19 protein-coding genes are annotated in these 20,860 nt (G+C 47.0%); 1 reads left to right on the forward strand and 18 read right to left on the reverse strand.

The annotated features are described in order from the left end of the window. Positions 1 to 7: 7 nt before the first annotated feature. The 18 genes from LCF57_RS24360 to LCF57_RS24445 form a co-directional block, all read right to left on the reverse strand. Positions 8 to 481 carry a DUF4280 domain-containing protein gene (locus tag LCF57_RS24360; protein WP_226002963.1) on the reverse strand — a complete coding sequence of 158 codons (474 nt, stop codon included), beginning with the start codon at positions 479 to 481 and terminating at the stop codon, positions 8 to 10. Then, positions 478 to 1,020, reverse strand: coding sequence for a hypothetical protein (locus LCF57_RS24365; protein WP_226002964.1), 543 nt, complete (start codon positions 1,018 to 1,020; stop codon positions 478 to 480). The genes LCF57_RS24360 and LCF57_RS24365 overlap by 4 nt, the downstream gene beginning before the upstream one ends. A 57-nt stretch (positions 1,021 to 1,077) precedes the next feature. Continuing rightward, entirely contained in the window at positions 1,078 to 2,211 is a 1,134-nt protein-coding gene (locus LCF57_RS28000; protein ID WP_226002965.1) for a pentapeptide repeat-containing protein, read from the reverse strand. A gap of 43 nt (positions 2,212 to 2,254) precedes the next feature. Continuing rightward, positions 2,255 to 3,748, reverse strand: a complete 1,494-nt coding sequence (locus LCF57_RS24375) for a phage late control D family protein (RefSeq protein WP_226002966.1) — start codon at positions 3,746 to 3,748, stop codon at positions 2,255 to 2,257. Beyond that, a complete protein-coding gene (locus LCF57_RS24380; protein WP_226002967.1) occupies positions 3,745 to 4,371 on the reverse strand; it encodes a hypothetical protein in 627 nt (208 codons plus the stop codon). Before LCF57_RS24380 ends, LCF57_RS24375 begins: the two co-directional genes overlap by 4 nt. Positions 4,372 to 4,396: 25 nt before the next feature. After that, a complete protein-coding gene (locus tag LCF57_RS24385; RefSeq protein WP_226002968.1) occupies positions 4,397 to 5,173 on the reverse strand; it encodes a DNA and RNA helicase in 777 nt (258 codons plus the stop codon). A gap of 72 nt (positions 5,174 to 5,245) precedes the next feature. Further along, the gene (locus tag LCF57_RS24390; protein ID WP_226002969.1) at positions 5,246 to 5,548 is read right to left on the reverse strand and encodes a hypothetical protein; all 303 of its coding nucleotides are present in this window, start codon (positions 5,546 to 5,548) and stop codon (positions 5,246 to 5,248) included. Then, complete coding sequence (locus tag LCF57_RS24395; protein WP_226002970.1) at positions 5,535 to 6,053, reverse strand: RDD family protein; 519 nt, start codon at positions 6,051 to 6,053, stop codon at positions 5,535 to 5,537. The genes LCF57_RS24390 and LCF57_RS24395 overlap by 14 nt, the downstream gene beginning before the upstream one ends. 60 nt (positions 6,054 to 6,113) lie before the next feature. Next, the gene (locus tag LCF57_RS24400) at positions 6,114 to 8,765 is read right to left on the reverse strand and encodes a molecular chaperone (RefSeq protein WP_226002971.1); all 2,652 of its coding nucleotides are present in this window, start codon (positions 8,763 to 8,765) and stop codon (positions 6,114 to 6,116) included. A gap of 32 nt (positions 8,766 to 8,797) precedes the next feature. Beyond that, positions 8,798 to 9,487, reverse strand: coding sequence for an iron-dependent peroxidase (locus tag LCF57_RS24405; RefSeq protein ID WP_226002972.1), 690 nt, complete (start codon positions 9,485 to 9,487; stop codon positions 8,798 to 8,800). Next, entirely contained in the window at positions 9,484 to 10,803 is a 1,320-nt protein-coding gene (locus tag LCF57_RS24410; protein WP_226002973.1) for a normocyte-binding protein, read from the reverse strand. The genes LCF57_RS24405 and LCF57_RS24410 overlap by 4 nt, the downstream gene beginning before the upstream one ends. Before the next feature lie 47 nt (positions 10,804 to 10,850). After that, the gene (locus LCF57_RS24415) at positions 10,851 to 12,737 is read right to left on the reverse strand and encodes a PP2C family protein-serine/threonine phosphatase (protein ID WP_226002974.1); all 1,887 of its coding nucleotides are present in this window, start codon (positions 12,735 to 12,737) and stop codon (positions 10,851 to 10,853) included. A gap of 22 nt (positions 12,738 to 12,759) precedes the next feature. After that, positions 12,760 to 13,590 carry a PP2C family protein-serine/threonine phosphatase gene (locus tag LCF57_RS24420; protein ID WP_226002975.1) on the reverse strand — a complete coding sequence of 277 codons (831 nt, stop codon included), beginning with the start codon at positions 13,588 to 13,590 and terminating at the stop codon, positions 12,760 to 12,762. A gap of 36 nt (positions 13,591 to 13,626) precedes the next feature. After that, the gene (locus LCF57_RS24425) at positions 13,627 to 14,154 is read right to left on the reverse strand and encodes an FHA domain-containing protein (RefSeq protein ID WP_226002976.1); all 528 of its coding nucleotides are present in this window, start codon (positions 14,152 to 14,154) and stop codon (positions 13,627 to 13,629) included. Positions 14,155 to 14,222: 68 nt separating this feature from the next. Beyond that, entirely contained in the window at positions 14,223 to 14,771 is a 549-nt protein-coding gene (locus LCF57_RS24430; protein WP_226002977.1) for an FHA domain-containing protein, read from the reverse strand. Positions 14,772 to 14,803: 32 nt separating this feature from the next. Then, a complete protein-coding gene (locus tag LCF57_RS24435) occupies positions 14,804 to 15,253 on the reverse strand; it encodes a DnaJ domain-containing protein (RefSeq protein ID WP_226002978.1) in 450 nt (149 codons plus the stop codon). Between the two features lie 125 nt (positions 15,254 to 15,378). Continuing rightward, entirely contained in the window at positions 15,379 to 15,804 is a 426-nt protein-coding gene (locus LCF57_RS24440; RefSeq protein WP_025716302.1) for a hypothetical protein, read from the reverse strand. Between the two features lie 122 nt (positions 15,805 to 15,926). After that, the gene (locus LCF57_RS24445; RefSeq protein WP_226002991.1) at positions 15,927 to 18,092 is read right to left on the reverse strand and encodes a transcriptional regulator; all 2,166 of its coding nucleotides are present in this window, start codon (positions 18,090 to 18,092) and stop codon (positions 15,927 to 15,929) included. Positions 18,093 to 18,730: 638 nt separating this feature from the next. On the opposite strand from LCF57_RS24445, the gene LCF57_RS24450 reads away from it, so the two are divergent. Next, on the forward strand, positions 18,731 to 20,821 hold the full coding sequence (locus tag LCF57_RS24450) for a VWA domain-containing protein (RefSeq protein WP_226002979.1): 2,091 nt from the start codon (positions 18,731 to 18,733) through the stop codon (positions 20,819 to 20,821). Positions 20,822 to 20,860: the final 39 nt, after the last annotated feature.

Here is a 20,860-nt window from a genome sequence, read left to right on the forward strand (position 1 = left end):
ACTTAACTTATTTACGTTGTCCATTATCAACTATGGAAATGTTGCCGCCAAACAAGCAAGAATTGCAGCAACTGCTTAACATTGCATCCGCGAGGCCCACTTTGACATCCTCTTTTCCAAAATCCCAGGGTCTGACTATTTTAGGAGTACACATAGCCACACATTCCGGCGGGGGGAGTTGCTCAAGAGGAATATCTTCTTCTTTCATAAATAGAGAGTTAAACCAGCCGACATCCTGTTTAGGAGCCTTTACGGCTTCTTCCACCTTTTTCATTTCAGCTTGTACTGCCGGGTTCTTGAGGCTCTTGCACACCCCAAAGGGACGAACATTTCGCTCAGGAAAAAAGTCATGAATATTCAGTTGAGGCTGTTCATGTATGTATTCTCCATGACTCGCAGGCACGATAATTCTCGCTGGCCTTGACCCCTGGTCACAAATTGCGAAGGCACCGTGCACCACAAAACTCTTGTCACCACTCATAGCGTCAGCCTCCCACTGTAAGTTTCTACCTTCTCTATTCTAATTCCAAACAGCTCCCTCCTTAATATGCTTTCGGTTATGTCCAGATTGATAACAAGCATCGTCTCATCAATACCTTTAATGCGAAAAACAGCATGTCCACGTGTCTTCTCCGAATCAATCACAATATGCTGTATTCTTCCTGCCTTATCAAAAATGGTTTGATCTGATAAACAGTCCAATCGATCAACAAGCATCAGCCAGTAGGTGCGCTGGGATTCCATTTTTATATTTGTTAATACAGCACACTTAAAAATCACATGCTCGTCATACATAGAGATTACCTTTTTTAGCGTGTCGGATACGAGTAGTACAGGGCGTTCAATAAAATCCGGACAAACATGGTCTTCATCTCCGTTCACGAATACAACCGTCAGATCTTTAATAGATTCTGCTTGATCCGTTGTTACCTCCAACGTAGAGTTAGCTGTCTTTAATCCCTCAAAAGTGATCAGATGATCCTCAAGACTTTTATCCTGTGAAATGATAAAGTATTCCATACTTCCCTCCTTGACACACCCACTCCATTGTGTCTGGTGACTCCGAAAATTCAGACATTAAGAACATACTTGTATACTGTCAAGCTGCTGTCCATTTAACTTCAATATTTTAATATCTTTTTGAAGGAACATAGCACCTTCCAGATTGGCCTGGGAAAAATCCGTCTGTTTTAACAAAGCCCCTCTGAAATTAGCACCTCGCAAGTCCGATCCCTTGAAACTCACCTCTTCTAAATTGGCTCCAGCAAAATTCGTTTCCATAAACGGGGGAATATGAAATTCCTTTTCTGTGGGCACAACAAAACTTCCCTGAACCTCTTCTAGTTGAGCTCTACATAGATTAGCCCCTCTAAAATCCGCACCATGGATTAAGCTGTAATCCAAGTTGGCCTCTTGTAGATTAGCATTACGGAAATCTGCACCGATGAGAGGACATCCTACCAAATAGCTCCCTGCCAATGAAGTTTTGGAAAACTGGCTGTAGCATAAGTTAACTAGCTTAAAATACATACGACTAAGATCTAGATTCCTAAAACTTTCATGTGCATATTGATCATGTTCATTAGGATCAAGTCTGCTTCTAACCTCTGTACTTTGCTGCTCTTTAGAGTTGAATTTATACACAAGCTCATTAAAATCCTTATACTCGCCCACGCGAATATAGACCTCGTCGTCCTTGCCTAACGCTATAAATTCCTCCGTCTCTACTACATCTTTCATGACATGTCTTATTAAGTTAGCCATGTAGTTTACATAAAGCGATGCTTCTTCTCTCTTAATTTGAGATATATCGGCAGAATAGATTTTATTGACATACTTTTTACTATCTTGTATAAGCTGACGCTCAAAGATATCAAGAAAGTTAAATACCCAGTCGGCATCATATTCCTTTGCGCATTCTACCGGGTCCATATAGCCTTGATGATCATAAAAATATATCCGGCAACTTGCATCATGATTAATTACGCGATGTCTGAAAAAAGTAAAATGTATATGCTGAATCTTTCCTTTATCACATTTCTTCTGCAAGTTGAGGGCTTGTATACAACTATCCTTAAAAACAGAAAGAATTTGTCTCGCAAGTTCATCACGATTATTTATCAAGTATTCGTGTAAGGCTGCAATCTGCTCTATACGATATTTTAGGACACTGTTTTCTCTTAAATGTAATAAAGCTTCATGACGTTTCACCGTTGAGGTTGACCTCCCTTGCTACTTCAGGTTGACAAGAAGATTAATTCGTGAATACTTCGGTACCTGCAAGCTTGGCATTTCCTGCCTGATCCAAAGTGATCTTTCCACCCTTATCACTTCCAATTACAATTTCATCTGTGGCGGTCATCATCAATGTCTTTTCAGCTCTTATTTTTACGTTTTCTTTAGAATGCAGTGATACTTCTTTTTGCCCGATGATTGTGACTGCACCACTAGCCTCTAATTTCACAATCGCCTGTCCTCCGTTAGCGGAAATCTCCACATGATCCGGCGTGAGCTTAACTTCCATTCCTGCTGGATTTCGAAAATATCGTACATTCGGATCAGACATTCGGTCCCCTGAAGAATCGCCACCTCCACCTGATGCGCTTCCTCCCCCATCGGAAGCACTCCCATGCTGTGCAGAGTCCTCCGAATATGAATTGACTGAGCTGATGGCAAAAGCCGCATCTTCCCATTGGCTCGGTAAATTCACTCGTACGCTATCTCCCTTTTCCGGCATGCAGTACCAGCCACTTCCATCCTCTGAAGCGTATACTGTTGAATATGGAAACCAGTAAGCAGTTCCTTCATCCTGATGATTATCAATTTCCAAATGAACTTTTACTGTATCCCGCTTAATCGCCAGTACCCTTCCCCCTATGGAAGCACCGCGTATCCGTTCGTTATAAGGTTTGGCACGATTGATGCCTAAGCGACTTGCAAGCGTATAGCGGTGAACGATTAGTCCCTTTTCCATGGTTGAAATACTTTTCTGGATAAAATATGATCTATCTTGAAAACGAATAGCATCGCCTAGGTTTAATATTTTATGAGTTTCAATCTCGTAATACACAAAATCCGTCTCATGAACGTCTGTCTGATGATTTTTGGAATGCACCAAATATTCTGACAAATTCTTTTTGACGGTATAATTAAAGTTTTCCAGGCATTCAGTTGCTTCATCATCAGGAATGCCAAAGAATGTTTTTATGCTTTTAAATTTACCCACTGGCATTAGTACCGTGTTCACACGGGCAGCCATCCGTTTTAAAAAGGTCCAATCTGTTTCGTGATATTGAAGAACAAAATTCCCAATACTCTCATCACGGTCAGCGGAATATATGACATCATAATCGTCGTATCCCCTGCCAACTTCTTTAACCAGGCGTGAATAGATAAGTGATGCATTCTGGTAGGATTTGGTTTTAATTTGCATATCCAATAAATAAGAGTAGGTATAGGCCTCCGCTTTAAGGTAATACACATCGAGCACTTTCTGAATTTCCATCATGCTAATTAATCCGCAAAACAGCTCTTTCCGTCCACCACCCTCCAGAACCTGGTATACTTCCACCGGTGTCTGTGCTTGAATGGAGTGAACATATTTATCCTTTTGCTCTTCGGTGATCGTACCGGTAAAGGAAAGCTTGCCGTGTTCATTCACCTGATGAATAATTTTTAACTCTTTTAACTTCACCTGCTCAAAAGGACTTATTTTGACGTTGTCATAAGCAAGAATAGGCGTACTCATTTGCTGTCCACCTCCAGTGATGAAATCATACCTTCGGTAATCCACTTCCATAAGTTTCGTTGCCGATCACTACCGTTCACATTAATAATGAGCTGATGGTTACCTTTTTCTACAAAGCATAAATAATTGAACACTACTCCATTAGCCACGTTATTGGTGAACAGACAGTAATGAGACTCTAATGGGTCATGATTAACCGTACCGTCCTCGACCCAACTGATTGGCATCTCCATCGCACGAAATTGTTGAAGCATGGAATCTTTCATATGCTTCATAGAAAATTTTTCTTTTGCCTCTATCCAATTAAAAATAACGTTAATTTCATGTTCGTCATTGCAAAAAACCATATGTTCATCAGTATCAAGGGTGCAGACAAAAAAATCCGTTGGGAAGTTTATACTTAAACCTGCCTTCATTACATTCAACCTTCCAAATTCCAATTGAATGGCATCATTGTCCAAGCTCCCTCTCTTTACTCCTTTAATGATATCTTCAGCACTCCACTGCTGCTCTTCTTCGTGCTCTATATCATTCATCGCAGGGTTAACAGAAGGTTCATTCGGAATCTGTTGGTTACGCTTCTCTTTTTCCAGCTTGGCAATTTCCTCGTCCAAATATTTCATAATGTACACTCCTCTACCTGATTTTCTAATCCACAATCATCCGTCCGGCTCCGCTGCCCTGCCAGCGGCCTGCTGCTCGTTTTCCCCGTCCGGCTCCCTCCAGGATCAGTACGAGCTGCCTATGGAGCTGAGTATGTGAATATTCCTTATACTCCGAACCACTTCGGTTTGCAATATAATGCTGAATGGACTCCCTGTCCACAGCCTCCAGGTTCAGACACATCAGCGCAAACATACAGTCCATCGGATCTGTTGCACCGCTTTTAAGCAGTTCGGATGCAAAGTACCGCATCGTCTCCGGGCGCAATGTACTCTGCTTCAAACCCGCAAAGGGAGCATGGATATCACTCCACGTATTGAATTCGGTAGCCATGTCAGCGAAATCCTGATAGTCGGAGCGAAGCACAGCACCATCTTTGAGCTTGAATCTGCCCAGCTCCATCTCATCCAGACCGATCTCTGCCTCATCCTCTAGTACGATATCTGCATGATGAGCGGTGAAATCCGGGCGATCTGTTTGTTCCAAAAAGAGCAGCTTCAACACCGACAGCCGCCCCGTGGCCGCATACGGCACTTCCTGCTCCTGCTCCAGCAGGTACAGTCTGCCCTTATGCTTCACAATGCCTCTGCCTACGGTCAGCGTGTGTTCCCCGACGGTCACGTTCATTCCTGTGATTATGCCGTCTGCATGATCCTGATATCGGATATCCAGAAAACTACGCGGGTAGTCACGCAGATTTTCCAGCATCTCGGTTTTGAGAATACGGCCTTTCTCGAACTTCGGAACGATATGAGTTAGCATCGTGGTTTCCTCCTTCCTTCGTGTTTTTTCTGCTCCGTATGGTTCACAATCTATCCCTGTTGGCTACTTGGGCTACTCTTCTTTATTCAAGGGAACGGACAATCGATTTACACCGGGCGCAGGAGCCGGAACAGTCACCTCTGGAATCGTCGAATGGTTCAACACAACTGAGCGAGCGGATTTACCAAGAGCATTCGGCTTTTTAGCAGTTAAAGCTGCCATGATATAACCGATAGATTTAGTGAAGCAGCTAATCACTTGACTCCAGTAACGGACTTTGGAGTGTGTAAAGAGTTCTTTTTCATTGTTATCATCGGCCACAGCAATCCTTACAGACAGCTTGCCGACCCTTCCTTTACATTTAGACGTTTCCATGACTGTTCCGCTCTGCCTGCATCTGAAGGATGTAATTCAACTCGCGTTTGTCCACAACATAGGTATGGGCGATCAGATCGTGGAGTGCCTGTTTTTTAGCCGTGAAAGCCGTCATGATAAAGCCGATCCACAAAATGATACTCGACAGAATCTTACTCCAGTAACGAGCACTCGCACGTCCAAAGCTGAGCTTTTGGTTAAACTCATCTACCACAACGATGCCGAGAGCCAGCTTGCCTACCGTAGCTCTGCATTTGGACGATTCCATGAGCGCAAAATACAGCCATGACCCTCCCAAATTCATTAAAGATTGTCCTAATATTCGCATGGTAAAAATAGCAGGCGGTCCGTCTGTCAGCACAGAGGCTTCTGCCGGGGATGGCATCCAGTTCCCTAAAGCCTGAATCACGACCCAGATTATCCCGATAATCATAAATACAAATCCTAAAATAAGGCTATCAATGATATAAGCCAACGTTCGTTTCCAAAAACCTGCATACAGCATGTTATTTCCTCCAAGTTGTGTACTTTTCTTATTTCAGGATTTCACAAAATCCTCATTTTACTATTTTGTACCGTCAAAGAAATCCAGTTCGGAAAGATCATTTTCGAAGGCAAAAAAGCGTTTGGGTCCCAGATGCAACAATTCATCTCGACGAGTAATCGGTACTACATAAAAGCCCCAACGGCTGTCGCCGGCAAAAACAAAATATTTCGTCTCCTCATTGCGGATAGAGTCGGTATCATCCTGCGGGATATCCCGCCCGTACAGCACGGCGATTTCCTCATACGGCATAGGTTCAAAGGCTTCCGGCCGGCTGCGGTACACATGGCGCTGACGCAGCTTGCCGCCGTTGGCCGTCAGGAAAAACTCTACCTCAGCCGCATGAGACGGTCGGGAAATGGAGCCGCGCACCCGATTGCTCTCCAGGCTTGCAATCAGCTCTTTTTCACGTCCCGTATGCGTCCAGGCGCTAACAGTATACGGAATAGCCGGAATATGATTTGTAATGACCGGCTCAATCGTACCCATTTTTTTGGCGTTCAGGTAACGGATAGCTCCGCGCAGACAGGCCATTTTCAGCTCAGGTACCCGGTTCAGGTCCTCTGCCTTTTGCCGGAACTCAATGCTGCGCCCTGGCACAAATTCCTTCAGTGCTTCGCGAAATACATCAATCCGGCAGGACTGCCCGGTCAGCTTGATAATGGAATAATCCTGCAAGCGTCCCTCCTGATAGAAGTCATCCAGAAACTTGCGCACAATATTATAGATATCCGCTTTGAGTAGCAGTTGTATTTCCCGAATGTTAAACACCACATCAGGCAAGCCATATTCATCGCGGAAGCGTCCGTTCTCGATGACTGAAACCAGCCAACGGTCCAGCACTGCAATGTTCAAGTCACTTTCGGCTGATAACACCTGTTCAGACTCAAAGCGACTGCGCAATATGCCTGTACGCAGAAAAAACTCCTTTTTCATATTTTCTGCCGCACTCCACAGCAGATGAAAATTACTGAGCACCCGCTGATATTCATCCCGCGTGGCATGCTCGTACCGTTTGAACGCCGTAGGCAAAATAGCCTCTGCCTCACGATAGCGCTCTTCCAGTCCTGCATAAACAGCATCTACACCAAACTCATCCACATAACGGTACAAATCCCCTGAAGGAATACCGATCAGAGCATCAATATCGGTGTCAGGCAACCGGGTTTCGGCTGCATAGTAACCTGCAAACACGATTTTCATAAATTGCATAATCCGATACGTCAGATTGTTCCCGCCAAAATTGGTATCGCCATTTTCATACGTCGTGTGAATATCCAGCTTGTAAGCAATACGTCCATCCTCAATCCGGAATCGGCAGGATGACAAATCCGTCGTGCCTCCGCCACAATCAATGACAAGTGCCTGATACTCCTCACCGTCCGCAAAAGTTCCTCGCTCCATCTGGTCTGCCAGCGTGTTGTACAGCACAGCCAGCCCTTCGTCCAGCGCATCCTCGGCTTCAATCCGATAGTCTGGCAATATGTCAGTGAACATCTCAATAAACTGTGGCTGTAGCTTGACTGGAGCAGAAAAATGCAGATTGCGAAACCGGCACTTAAATTGCTGCTCAGCTGTACCAATCACATAACGGATAAAAGCCGCCAAAATATCGCTGCGGGAAGCGGTCGCTGTATTCCCCTCGGAATCCATTAATTCCTCGATTCGCTTATAATCGTTGACCCAACGCTTGATGCCCCGCAGTACCGTCGCACGGCTACCCGCCACGTCGGTTCCACGTAATGCCTCCTCCCCGAATACATAAACGATATGCTCCGGGTTGGAGCAGTCGGCCACGCGAATAGCGGTCGGCAGCACCTCGATCCAATCCCCTTCCGCACCTGCCGGGCCTGGAAATGACACATAGTTAATAGCATTCAGCCGCACCGTGCTGCTCATGCCTGTATCAGGGGCAGTAACGTAGGAGCTATCCAAATAAGCACCTGCTGTTGTGTTCGAGGTGCCAAAATCGATGGCCAGCACTGCATCTGTTGTTTCAGTGCCCCGAATAATCAGCTCTGCCACCGGAACTAGGTGACCCTGCAGCTTCAGGGGCAGCATCGGCTTATCCCCATAGTAGAGATTATAAAAATATTCTGATTCCTGTCTTCGCAGAAACAGCAGGCTATAACTATGATTGGCCGTCTCTCGCAGTTCAGCATCGCAATGCCGCGATAGATAATATACGTCTGCCAGTCTCTCATCCTTCACCACATTCAAAACACCGCACAGTTCTCCCATCGCATTCACCAGCAGCACATTAGATGAGCTGAGCCAAGGCAGATCGGACTCGATTCGATAGTTGTCCATGCGACCTGTCCGCACACCCTGATACAGCGTGATTTTGGCCGGAACCCGGATGCCGCCGCTCTCCTGCCGACGGTCGATCCAATTTCGCTGGAGTGCTGATTCCATGCGTTCAAAGCCGCCGGGGTTTGGTCTTGTGATGAGTAAATGCTCCTCTGCGCTCCGAAATCGCAAAATGACACGAATGAGTTCTTCGCGTGCCAGACGGTTGGCAAAGCCCTCGACCAGACGCTCTTTATCGCATATCCCGCGCAACTGGAAGGTCGTCATTTGCTCTAATTCCGCCCGCGTGTATTTCGCTGTGAAGCGAACGCTTTTTCGATCGGTGGGCGGATTAAGCAACCTGTATGTATAGGGTCCGTTCATCGTTCACATGTCCTTTCTGAGCCTTTTGGCCTTTAATAGAGGGCGATAGCATCTATTTTCATCGTAGGATCTGCCTCCAAAATGCCGAAATGACTTGTCCAATACAACTCAGTCGTAAAACGTGCCGGGAGAAACAAATCCAGAATTAAATCCACCTTTAGCCGTGACATCTGTGTTTCCTCCTGACCAATATAAACGAGCAATTCATCTTTTTCCTCACAATTGGCATAAATGATCGAGCGATGAAAAACGCGCCGCATCGTTTCTTTTAACAGATGCACTGCTTCCCCTGTCTCATACAGGCGCAGCAGTCCTTCGGCAATCGCATCCTGTTCCTCGCGGTTTAATTGTTCAAAACTCCCCTTCACCTTCGGGCCAAAAATACCGCTAACAATGTCACGCTGAACAAACCGGATATGATACTCCCGCCGATTCATCCCTTGATACAAATCCATTTCCGCCAGAAAATGCATCATGATATCAAATAGCGATTCTCTCAGCTCCAGATACTCTTCAGCATCCGGGGGAAACAGATCCCGAAAAATAGAATAAAAGCGGTAGTACGGATTAATCTCCACTACCTGCTCCAAATGGGAAGTATTCAACTCTGCCAGACTAAGCTCCATATACGGAGAGTAGCTGACAGCGGGTACGAAGCGGAATTTATCTACATCCAGTCCCTGTTCCCTCGCACGCATGAGCAAATCCCAGACGTAATTCACACCCATTCTCCTTCACACTTGTACTCTGGAAAATACATCTGCACTTCCGACACGAGAAAGCTCATTAAGTCAGATAAAATGTAAGCAGGCGCGGTTGGCATAACATCCTCAGAGCCACGTCTGAATCCTAAACGCATAATTTGCTTGCCTTCCTCGGTCCGCACATTATCGCCGACAAACGGGTTTAGCAGATACGTCTGGGATTTGGTTACAAGGTTGCTTACATCATTTCTACCGGTACCTCCCCAGATATCCACACGTTCCAGCTCCAGCCCCTGGGCCGCTTCAAACGAGTTAACGATACGCGTGATTTCCGCTTTGGCCCGTACAATCACGGCCTGCTTGCCTGCATAGCGTCCCAAAAAGCTGTCCTGCCGCCGATTGGACAATACGGGGTACGTCTGCCGGCTAAGTCTTGTCGTGACCGGCTTCGTAACCTTTAACACATTCCATTCACCTGATTTATCCCGTGGCGTGACAATCGTCAGTTCTTCTTCCGTACGCTTGATATACCGGATATCCCCTTCAGTGCCGTCGATCAGGTAGCCATGCTCAGATCCTGTTTTACGCAGAGGCAACACATGCTCATAGTTCACACGATCCATAGCGGGTATCGGGAAACCGCTGTTCTTTAGAGATAACCGTTCAATGTTCCAAAGCGGAAAAACATCGCCCTTCTTAAAAGCGTCGAACTCCTCCAATGAGATCGTAATTTCGTGAATTTCCTCATGGGCAGCGGGCTCCCCGTCTCCTCCAATCAAAACACAATCGACAAATTTATAAGCATACGGGTGATTAATTGTTTTCCATGGCATACCATTTTGCATAAACATATGATATAGCTTCTCAATTTCCGAAATATAAGAACGGTTGTGCTCCAGACGAAAACGAATGGGATAATTTCCGGTTTCCGTAACCAGCATTCCTGCAAAAATCCGCTTGCTGTGTACCAGCGCTGTGATTCGTTCGGTCTCCATCTCCAGAAAAAGTGTAAACAGTGGCAGCGCTCCGCCTTCCCGAACCACCTCTGCTACACGGCTGATGTCCATCTTCGTGTCCTCTGTGTCCGAAGGTAACACCGGATACAAAAACTCATGAATCGGGTCATAGTCCTCACGCGATGTCAATGATACATACACGTCAAACTTTTCTTCCGTATTCTCTATTTCCTCAAATACCCGCCGTTCCAGCTGGCGGGTCATTTCTTCCTGATATTCGACAAGGTTCATAAACACCCCTGCCATCATATTTTTCAGTAAACGTCTCTGCTCCAGATCGTCCATCTTGCTCAAACGGTCCTGCACCAGTTCTTTCACGACGTTACACTCCTTTCCGGCCCCAGCATTCATTGAACATGAAAAACCTAACTTCCGTTCGCAGCAGCCTGTTCCTGACCTGCCGAATCAGACGCCCCCGCTGCTTTAGAAGCGGAATCCGCAGCTCCCTGCTCCTTACTGGTAGCAGCCTTCGCCGAAGAAGCATTTCCCTCGCCCGTACCGTTGCTCTTCGCAGCCGAAGAGGTTTCTTTCTTCGCGGCTGCAGCGGCTGTAGCATCTGCTGAACCCGTCGCAGCAGTCTTCGCTTGCGATTTTGCAGCAGGGGTTGCAGTTTCGGGGGCCGTAGCTGCGTCCGCTGTGTCCCCTGCGCCTGTGTCGTCCAGCGCTCCGTCAGACAATCCCAACCCGGCTGGAAGCTGACCATTTTTCTGCTGCTCCGCGCTCTGTTTCTCCTCAGCCTTTGCGATGCTCCGCTCCATTGCCAGAACGCTTTCGAGCTTATCAATCTCCTGATAAATTTCCTGCGCCCCGCTATAGGCGTCAATAGCTCCTTCATAATCGAGATCCTTCATCAGCCGATCTCCTTTGGCCTGAAGCTTGCCGGCTTGAATCTCCTTAAGCTGCTGTTGGATGGATGCCAATTTATCATTGGTATCGGTAATCTTCTTTTCCAGCTCTTTTTGTGCGGACGTGTACCCGGATTCCATCGCAGCCTTGTTTGCTTTTTTGTACAGCTTAAGCGCATTCGTGTAATCGCCGCCCTGAAATTTCAAATCTCCGTCCTTCATCCAGCTCGCGGTCTCGGCATAGCTGTCCAGTTGATCGATTTTATGCTCAATATCCTTCACATTAAACGGTGGATACAGTCCCGCGCTTTTCCGTGCTTTCTCGTAGCTGGCTTCGGCTTTGGCAAAGTCCGCCTTTTCCACATAACCATCCCCGTCAACCATCAGTTGAGAGATTTTCTGCTCGCCCGTATACAACCTCTTATGAATCTTATCGTTGATTTTAACTGCCGCATTTTTCGCCTCACTGTAGGACTTGAGCGCCTTCGCATAATCCCCTGCCCTTGCGTAATCATCTGCCGCCTGGGCTGATTCGACCATCGCTTCCAGCGCTGCCGCCTTATTCGCAGCCATGCGCGCCATCGTAATCCATGCTCCGCTGCCTACTACGATAAAAACAAGTAAAGCAATCAAAATCCGCTTGATCAGCTTGCGACGGTCTTTAGGCTTTTCCTGAAATACTTTATTTACATAAATGGCTGCGGCTGTATAATTGTTCACCGCTCGGCGCTGCTTGCTCAGCAGCACCTCTTCCAGCGTATCCGTCAGCATGACCGGGTCCTTCGCTTCCTCCAGCGCACCGAGCATTTCCGCCAGCTCAACATCTTCCCACATCCCGGATGTGGCCAGCAGCATGACATCTCCATCTGCAAGCTGCGTCTTTTTGGCATAATGAGCATGAACTCCATTCGGGTTGCCCAGATACTCCAGCAGATTCCCCCGTTCCTCGTGAGTACTGGTCGCTTCGTCCGGAATGCGTCCGTCATCTGCCAATGACTGTGCCAGACTATGATCCTTACTGCGAAAATTAAGCCGTCCATTACGAAAATGATATAGCCGCACGTTACCGCACGAAACGTACACCATTTTGTTGTAGTTGGTCACTACCATCAACAGACTGGCCTTGAGCCGAACACGGCGACTTTCGAATTGCAGCCATTCCTGCGCTTCACGCAGATCTCTCATTAGGCGCCGCTTGGACATGGAAGGCTTCTCCATGAAATTTTCCAGCACCGTTTTGACAACCATTTCCGCGCTGCGCAGCTCCTGATCCGAATCCAGACCGTCTGCGAGGACATAACAAGCCATGTCGTCCGTCTCCATGAATGCAAAATAGTCCCGGTTGTCTATGTAAGAGCCCGCTTCCGACACAAAGGCGGTACTAAAATCGCTGTTGTCCTTGCGCATCGCTACCCCCGTCTTTCTTGTTTCATCCTATCGCCAAAATAAGTACTGTCGCATTATCCTGACTTTTAAAGCCTTTATCATTAATGGTGTCGATCATGGTTTCCGCCATTTCCTGCGGTGTGCCGCCTTTACGCATGATTTCTTCGAGTTCAATCTCCGTCAACGCCTCCTGGATACCATCACTGCACAGCAGAACATAGTCGCCCGAATACAGACGAATCGGTGCAGTACCAAGTTCCATACTCTCAAAGCCTTCATAGCCCAAATAGTTGACCAGTTGATTGCGTACAGGACTCGTTTTGGCTTCCTCCGAGGTCATTTGTCCGGCCAGCACTCGTTCCTCCAGCAGTGTTTCCGCTGTATGCTTGGAATTGACCGTCTGGAAATGTCCATTGCGGTAAATCGTAATCAGACTGTCGCCCACCGCTCCGTAATACAGCCGATAGTCACATACTATGACTGCCGCCAGCGTCGTTCCTCCGCCCTGCCCATTCAAATTTTGCAAAATGCTGCGGTTGCTTTGGCTTGCTGCCCCGGCAAAATATTCGTTCAAATTCGCCGCGTCCTCCAGCTTGGCAAACGCCTTCGTAAATGTCGTCACAGCCAATGTACTGGACATGCGTCCATTGGCCAGTCCGCTGATCCCATCTGCGACCACGGCTAGCGTACCGACAGGTGTCGTCATACTTGCAAAATAATCATCCTGCTCGCTTCGACTCCCAATCGTTTGACCATTCCCGATTTCAATTCCACTCACAGTACGGCTGCCGGAACTTCGTGTCAGTCGTATACGGATGGTGAGAAGAACAGCGAATAGCACCGCAGCTCCACATACAACAAAATAAGGCTGCATTCCGTTACCTCCCTGCACCATTTGCCCACTTCCGTCCTATTTTTCGTTATCCCACTCAAAATGGGCGCCGCACAACGGGATAAAGATAAATTTGCTGTGTCCCAACTGAATCACGTCATAAGCAGCCAGCTCTACTGGTGAATATACCGCTTCATTATTGTGGTACGCCAAGCCTGACGAATCGCCTGGCAGCAAAAAGAAGTTGCGTTTCTTCGGATCATACACAATAACCGCATGATTTCTGCGGGAAATCGTGTTGTCCCCGATAATACGGACATGCATCTCCTCTGCTCGTCCGATAAAGTTTTTCTCTGCCATAATGCGATAATCCTGACCCACCTGCGCTCCCTCGATGCATACCAGCCATCCGGTTACCGGGTGAATCCCCACCGTCTCGCCCAAATACGGCATGGTTTTGTCATTGTCTCCCGCAGCATTGGTTTTCGCCGCTGGCTCCACGCTCTTGGGCGCGGCTATATTTACTACCGTATTACAATAAGGACACGTATTTCCGTGTTTTCGTGTACTGAACATGTGTCCATTTGGGCATCTTGTCAAACTCATAGTCGGTTCCTTCCCCCATTGTCATGATTGTCTTCTTGAGCGATCTAGGGATGTTGCAACATCCCTGTCTATTTAACGAGCAGCCTCGTATTGGCGATGTATAATAAATCACCTGAGTAGATCCGGTAGGGCTCGCCGCTTTCCAGTTTGTTGGTCACACTTTCATTGGCAGGCCGCAAGCCTGTTCCGTTCCCGGAATCCACATCCTCCACAAACCAGTCGCTGTTCACCCGGTTGAGCACCGCATGCTCCACGCTGATCAGGGATGCATAGTCTGTATCTGCCAGATCAATATCCGCCTCTGAGCGGGACGTTGTTTTGCCGATCAAGAGCGACGTTTCACCTTCGATATACCATTCTTTAATGGACTCGCCTTCTTCATCAATCAGTACCAGCTTGGCAATCCGATTACGCTCTGCCTTAGACTTTGCCACGGGTACAACGGTCACCAGATTGCGCAGTATGTATACAAGCACGCCGATTCCAATACCTATCGCGACCACGGTTTTCAAACCGCTGTAGCCTGTACGATTAAACACATAAAAGGCGATCGCCAGCATCAGCCCGAACATGGCAACATCTATGATGAAAACCCATCTGTTCTGCGCCGTTTTCACTGCTTGCTTCCCCCGTTTCCATCCTGAAATCATCACTTTTTACGAATACCAAAAAACTGGTTAAACATCGCCGAGGTATCCGTCGGATCACCTGATTTTTTTGTGTTTTTCCCAGGTGAGCCCTCCTTCGTTTTCGGATGAAAACCGAAAAATTGCTCAAAATTACTTCCTATGTCAGCCGGATTAAATCCTTTGGCTGTCTTACGCGCACCTCCGGAAGTTGCAGTTCCTCTTCCTCTCTCTTCCTGCTGTCCGCCAGCTCCCTCAGTTTTTCGGATGAGCTCGGCATCGTATGCCTGCCGCAATGCTTCGTCACGCAAGGTATTATAAGCCTCGTGAATCAGCTTGAACTTGCGCGTTGCTTCCTCGCTTCCCTGGTTGGTATCAGGATGATACTTTTTCGCCAGTTTGCGGTAAGCCTGCTTAATCTCTGCCTCCGAAGCATCCCGGCTGACACCGAGCAGCTCATAGTAGTTGGTCATGGTATGATATTCCCCTCTCCGAAAAATATTAAGAGACCCGCAGGGCCTCTTAATATTTATCCACCCTACACCTAAGCATAGGGTGAGTGTGTGTTCAAGCTGCGCCTGACGTTAAGCCGTCAAGCTTAAACCGGATATCCGCCGTCGATTGTAGCCAGCTCGGTTTTGTCTTTCTTTTGCTTGATGTAGAGTGTAAACGCACCCACACCTTCTGTGTCGCCGAAGTGCTCAGTGTAGTCTACAACGAACGCATTCGGGAAGTAGATTTTACGCACAACTTGGTCAGCTGCGATAACTTCCAGTGTTACTTTACGGTAGCTGTCTGCTTTTTCAGCAGGAACCAGGGACCACAAAGCCAGTTTCAGCGTGTCATCCGCGCTGTCACCGTCTACTGCTGTGATGATTTTACCGCTGATGCGCAGCGTGGAGCCTACGTCAGTGGAGCGTGCATTGGAGTCGTCCGGTGTATCGGTGTCATAAATAACCGTTTGGATGTTATCCAAGCCCAGCTCAATTGTTTCTTGTCCTTCTACTTTCAATCTGAATCCCATGTGTGTTGCCTCCTTGAAATTAGGTAATATGATAGCGGGAGAAGCAGAGCTTCTCCGCGATTTATGTATAAAGGCGGTTCTGGATAGAAACGCCTCTAACATCTTTCGTAGCGCTCGGATGATCATTTAACCGAGCTGGTTCCTTTAGTGATCATGACTTCCAGGTTCTTCACATTACCGTTGAAGACCAGATCGATATGGCACATATTGCTTTTCTCATCAATAATGAAGCTCATATCGTCTCCGTCCTGAATAATCGAGTTAACAGATCCTCTGCTGCCCAGCCACTTGCTCTTCTGACTGCTCGGATTGTTACTGAAGAAGCGAATGATATTTTCGTGCTTGAAGTCTCCTGTCTGGTAGCGCAAAATACGTTCAATGTACGTGCTGACCAGCGTCTTGTAGATGGAGTCAAAGCCGTCCTCAGACATCGCCATGCTTCTCGCCTTGTAGACAGTAATGCGACGAATATCCTTATCCTGGAGCTGAGCATTCTCGGATGAGAATACAAAACCGAAGTTTTTACGGTTAATGGCATCCTTGATCGTGTTGGTGAACCCGGTGATTTCCTTGGCCATCGTTGTCACGGTGCGCAGACTGTTGTCTCCGGCTTCAATATCGAAGCGTACGCCAGGGTAGTTTTTATTGACCGTTTTGAAGGTCTCACGCAGGTACTCGGGACATTGATAAGCAGCGACCAAACCGGCGGCAACGTAGGCTGCCCCCACATAAACGCCCTCGATCCATAGCTTGAGAATATCCTCTTTTTCCTTGGAGAGCTGTACACCGCTTTCGGTTTGCAGCATTTTACTGTCGATAATGACACCCGATTTGTCCTTTGGAATAATCGTGAAGTTCGGTACACAAGGAATCGCAAATTCGCTGTACTCTCTACGAACGAGGCTGGCACATTTGTCGATGTATCTATCAATCCCAGCCGTTGCCATGCTGTTGAAAGTCGTTTCTTCACCGGATTCAAAATTAAAGAACATTTGAATTTTGTAATCCTTCACAACCTGCAGCAGCATCGAAAGAGATTCCATGGAATTTCCACCCTGCTTAACCACCTTCTCGTTGCCCTTGAAGCGTTCACGTGTAACCTTAACCTTACCGGCTGCTTCCAGCTCGATCGATGGGACGATACCGAACCAGATCGTGTCGCTAAATTCATTTTTAGCATTCACCGTGTTCAGGTACGTTTCCAGACGCGGGATGTTGCTGCTTTTCACCAGCATGTCCAGCTTGTTGTTCGCCACCAGCATCGTCGGCAGCATTCCCTTGCTCTTTGTTGCATATTGATCAAAGAACATTTTCACACCAAGGATTTTTTCCACAAGCGGCTTGACTGCCTTCACGAAATCGTCCTTTGCATTTTTATAAAACTCCAGATACGTGTTGTAGTTTTGCACTTCAACTGCTGTATCCACCTTGGTCTGAACAGCTGGCAGCGGTACAAATGTACGAACTACCAAATCCTTCACATAATCGGAAGGCGTATCTGTAATGGAGTTGTAATCTTCCTCGAATACCTGTGACAGATCGCCAGTGCTGTTTTCATCCAGCAGCATCAGCTCGGTGCTTTCGCTCTTCGGCGCTTCAATGATTTTCAGTTCGCCGCTTTCTCCGATAGAGAGCATACCCACCTGGATCAGTTCACCGGAATTTTCCTCTTGAGCGCCACCGAGCAAAAGACGGGTTTTAATATCTTCAATTGCCAGTGGCAGCATAGCCATAACATTGTTGTAGTTCTGACTCGCTTCCTCGAACATCCCATTCAGCTTGTCGCCCATGTCGAGTTTCTTCGGATCGCCATCATCCAGCTTCTCGTATTCACCGTACATATAGTGAATTTCTTTGCGGACTTGACGAATATCATCCATAACCTTTTTCGGAGAAATCATATCCAGCAGATTTTCAAACTTGAAATCCACATTGGTGATTCCTTGACTGCGTTTGGTATCAATGAGCGTAAACAACATTTTCAGAAAATCATTACTTTGATTAATACGAATTTCAGAAATGCTATCCTCATCGATTCCTTCAGGCTTTTTCAGGGTATAGACCACTTTTTGGTTAGCCGCATTAAAAAACGAGTACACGGTCGGTGAAAACTTATCTAAAAATTCGTCAAAGCTGCGCACCAGAAGGTGCTCATTAATTTCCTTGATCTTCTCGTCACTCAAGCTGTCAATACCTTTCACATCACCTACAATGGTGATCAGGTCCAGCTTTTCCGGGTTAATTTCTTCAAAAAGCATTGTCCGGTTTGTTTGATAAATGATTTCCATCGCTGTCGGCAAACAAATAATGTGTGAGTATAGGTCTATGGCTCCATACGCGGACACAGGGTGTCCAATTCAGAGTAGACGAATGCCCATGATTAGTTCATTTGCCTCCTCCCCCCTACATAACATTCAAATTGGCCAAAGGATTCGGCTTATACCGTATTCACGGTATAGTCATGTAACCTCGAAAATCAGTCCGAAGCGTGATTTAACGTTTAACAGCAAAAAATTCAAAATGAGATTTAAACTTAAAATGAGAAGTCAGATAACACAGAATTTTGAATTATTGATTTCGCATTCCTAACTTCAATCCCATTTTTTGCCGCTGATACGAAAGCTATCATACAAAGTACTCTTTAGTTTTGTCAATTTCTGTAGTCTCAGATTGAAACAGGGTATTTTGGCTCATTTTATGCGTGAATACGTATTTTTTATGATATGTTAGACCTGTTTCTACAGGGAAATATTCACAAATGGAACTAAATTGCCGATAGAAATCCATTGGATATTTCTGATAAGCGTAAAAGTATCAAATTCATGGCTAATGTGAGGGTTATCAGCTATTTTGATCCTTTATCCCTTATATCCCAAGGATTAGGAGAGTCGACACACCCGCATTGGCCTCGTCGACGGAGGGGCTTATGTTCAGAATAAGGAAACTAGGGATTATCATTTTCATGACTTTTGTACTATTTTTTCAAATGGGCTTAAACGGGGTCATTTGCACTGTAAATCAGGCTAATGCAGCATCTTTGGGGACTGCTCCGATTGAGGGTTACGATGCTGTTTTTGTACTGGATACCAGTTATTCCATGAGGGACACCGATCCCGAGGGGATTGCCTCCGAAGTCATCAGTATGTTTATGGATTTGAGTGATGCAGACCGTACACGCGTTGGCTTTGTCGCCTACAACCATCACGTAGTCGCTTCCAAGTCCCTGACCTCAATTGCCGTAGCAGCGCAAAAATCCCAAATTCAGCAGGAAATCAGAACACTAAACCGTTCCGGTTATACGGATCTGGGGCTTGGATTGCGTAAAGGCTCGGAGCTGCTGGCCGCAGGAGCATCCAAGGGACGTCAGCCTTTTATGATCCTGCTATCCGATGGTGAAACTGATTTTGGTGCCTCCTCCGGTTCCCGAACGAAAGGGGATTCCAACAACGATGTGGCTTCGGTCATTAAATCCGCGCAGACCAAAGGATATCCGGTGTATACGATTGGTCTGAATCATGACGGTACAGTGAATCGGCAGGAGCTGGAGCGGATTGCTTCTCAAACGGGAGGTGCTTCTTTTATTACGAGCAGTGCCGAGGATCTACCGGAAATTTTGAATCGTATTTTTGCCAGTCAAATTCGTTCTAAGCTCGTGCCTGTTGCCGCCATTACAACTACTGGCGAGATGCAGGAATTAACAGTCAACCTCCCGGACTCCAGTATGGAGGAAGCGAATTTGGTGCTTCTGTCCGAGCATCCTCTGCAGGAAACACAGTTGTATTCCAATTCCGAAAATGTTCGCAGGTATAAGTCGAGCCGATATGCGATTTTAAAAATTGAGCATCCACAGGCAGGTAAAGTCAAGCTGAAACTGCGGGGGATACGCGGAGATTTGGTCAAAATCAATTTGCTCGGCAGCTATCGACTGGAAGCCGAAGCGATCATGGGAGGAAAACAAGGAACAGCAGCGAACGACAGCAAGCCTGTGCAGTTACCTAAAGGCCAGGCCACACCATTTCAGGCTCAGCTCCTGTTACCGGACGGTGAAAAGCTTACAGATGAAGCTGTATATACGTCTCTCCAAGCCCATATTATAGTTACTCCTGTACAGGGTGGCACAGCCAAAAAGGTGCCTATGACCTATAAGGCGGGAGCGTTTCATGCCGAATATGCGTTCCCTCAAACCGGAGATTATACTTGGCAGCTCGCTCTGGACGGCCCACAATGGTATCGTAATGGAACCGTACATAAGGTCCACGCGGCCAATGCAGCACCACAGGTGTTAAAGGACCTGACGATTCGCGTCGTGAAAGAAGATGGAGATTCCCTTCGAAGTTTATCGGATTTTTTTGCTGATCCAAATCATGACAAACTAACCTACAAGCTGGATACGGGAGCCTCTGGGGATGCGGTCCATGCCGAGATTAACGGTAGTGATCTGCTGCTATCCGAGCTTCACACGGGTGACTCCGAGCTGAAGATTACCGCTACCGATCCGGAAGGAGCATCCAGCAGTGCTACGCTGACCGTTTCCGTACAGTCCCGGTATACCGCCATAAAGTGGACGGTGGCTATCAGTGTCGTGGTGGCAGCGCTTCTGTACTGGTTTTTGCGGCCTAAGCCACAATTTGCAGGAAGAATCGAAGGATATTTTCTCGCAACGGCCAGTGGACAGGAGATTCCGGTCAAATCCTGGCCGCTTACCTCCTTTCCGGGCCGAAAGGTTAGCCTGCAAGAATTGTTCCGTACGCTGGACGTTCACGAACCGCTGCCAGAGGCGAAGCGAATCCTGTTTTCCGCAGGTAAAAAAGGCAGTTTGGTCGTCAAACATGATACACGCTGCGCCCTGCAGCACGGAAAAGTCAGATTGACCCGCAACAAAAAAGCGGTCATGGAATACGGTGACAAGCTGTATATTACGTTCGAGGACGGTGTAACTGAAATCGAGCTACGCTACAAAGCGATCAAGCCGAATACCTCGGTGTACACCGATCATATTCAAGCTCCAACAGGATAACGTCAGTCGGAAAATAAAAAAAGGAAGCACCGTTCCTTA

The sequence above is a fragment of the Paenibacillus sp. BJ-4 genome (assembly GCF_020404765.1).
Taxonomy (GTDB): domain Bacteria; phylum Bacillota; class Bacilli; order Paenibacillales; family Paenibacillaceae; genus Paenibacillus.

Coding starts and splice junctions, on each gene's coding strand:
- LCF57_RS24435 (WP_226002978.1), bottom strand. CDS start 15,253: ATGACCAACTACTATGAGCTGCTCGGTGTCAGCCGGGATGCTTCGGAG.
- LCF57_RS24400 (WP_226002971.1), bottom strand. CDS start 8,765: ATGAACGGACCCTATACATACAGGTTGCTTAATCCGCCCACCGATCGA.
- LCF57_RS24385 (WP_226002968.1), bottom strand. CDS start 5,173: ATGCTAACTCATATCGTTCCGAAGTTCGAGAAAGGCCGTATTCTCAAA.
- LCF57_RS24425 (WP_226002976.1), bottom strand. CDS start 14,154: ATGAGTTTGACAAGATGCCCAAATGGACACATGTTCAGTACACGAAAA.
- LCF57_RS24380 (WP_226002967.1), bottom strand. CDS start 4,371: ATGAAATATTTGGACGAGGAAATTGCCAAGCTGGAAAAAGAGAAGCGT.
- LCF57_RS24450 (WP_226002979.1), top strand. CDS start 18,731: ATGTTCAGAATAAGGAAACTAGGGATTATCATTTTCATGACTTTTGTA.
- LCF57_RS24415 (WP_226002974.1), bottom strand. CDS start 12,737: ATGCGCAAGGACAACAGCGATTTTAGTACCGCCTTTGTGTCGGAAGCG.
- LCF57_RS24440 (WP_025716302.1), bottom strand. CDS start 15,804: ATGGGATTCAGATTGAAAGTAGAAGGACAAGAAACAATTGAGCTGGGC.
- LCF57_RS24365 (WP_226002964.1), bottom strand. CDS start 1,020: ATGGAATACTTTATCATTTCACAGGATAAAAGTCTTGAGGATCATCTG.
- LCF57_RS24445 (WP_226002991.1), bottom strand. CDS start 18,092: ATGGAAATCATTTATCAAACAAACCGGACAATGCTTTTTGAAGAAATT.
- LCF57_RS24360 (WP_226002963.1), bottom strand. CDS start 481: ATGAGTGGTGACAAGAGTTTTGTGGTGCACGGTGCCTTCGCAATTTGT.
- LCF57_RS24395 (WP_226002970.1), bottom strand. CDS start 6,053: ATGCTGTATGCAGGTTTTTGGAAACGAACGTTGGCTTATATCATTGAT.
- LCF57_RS24420 (WP_226002975.1), bottom strand. CDS start 13,590: ATGCAGCCTTATTTTGTTGTATGTGGAGCTGCGGTGCTATTCGCTGTT.
- LCF57_RS24375 (WP_226002966.1), bottom strand. CDS start 3,748: ATGAGTACGCCTATTCTTGCTTATGACAACGTCAAAATAAGTCCTTTT.
- LCF57_RS24390 (WP_226002969.1), bottom strand. CDS start 5,548: ATGGAAACGTCTAAATGTAAAGGAAGGGTCGGCAAGCTGTCTGTAAGG.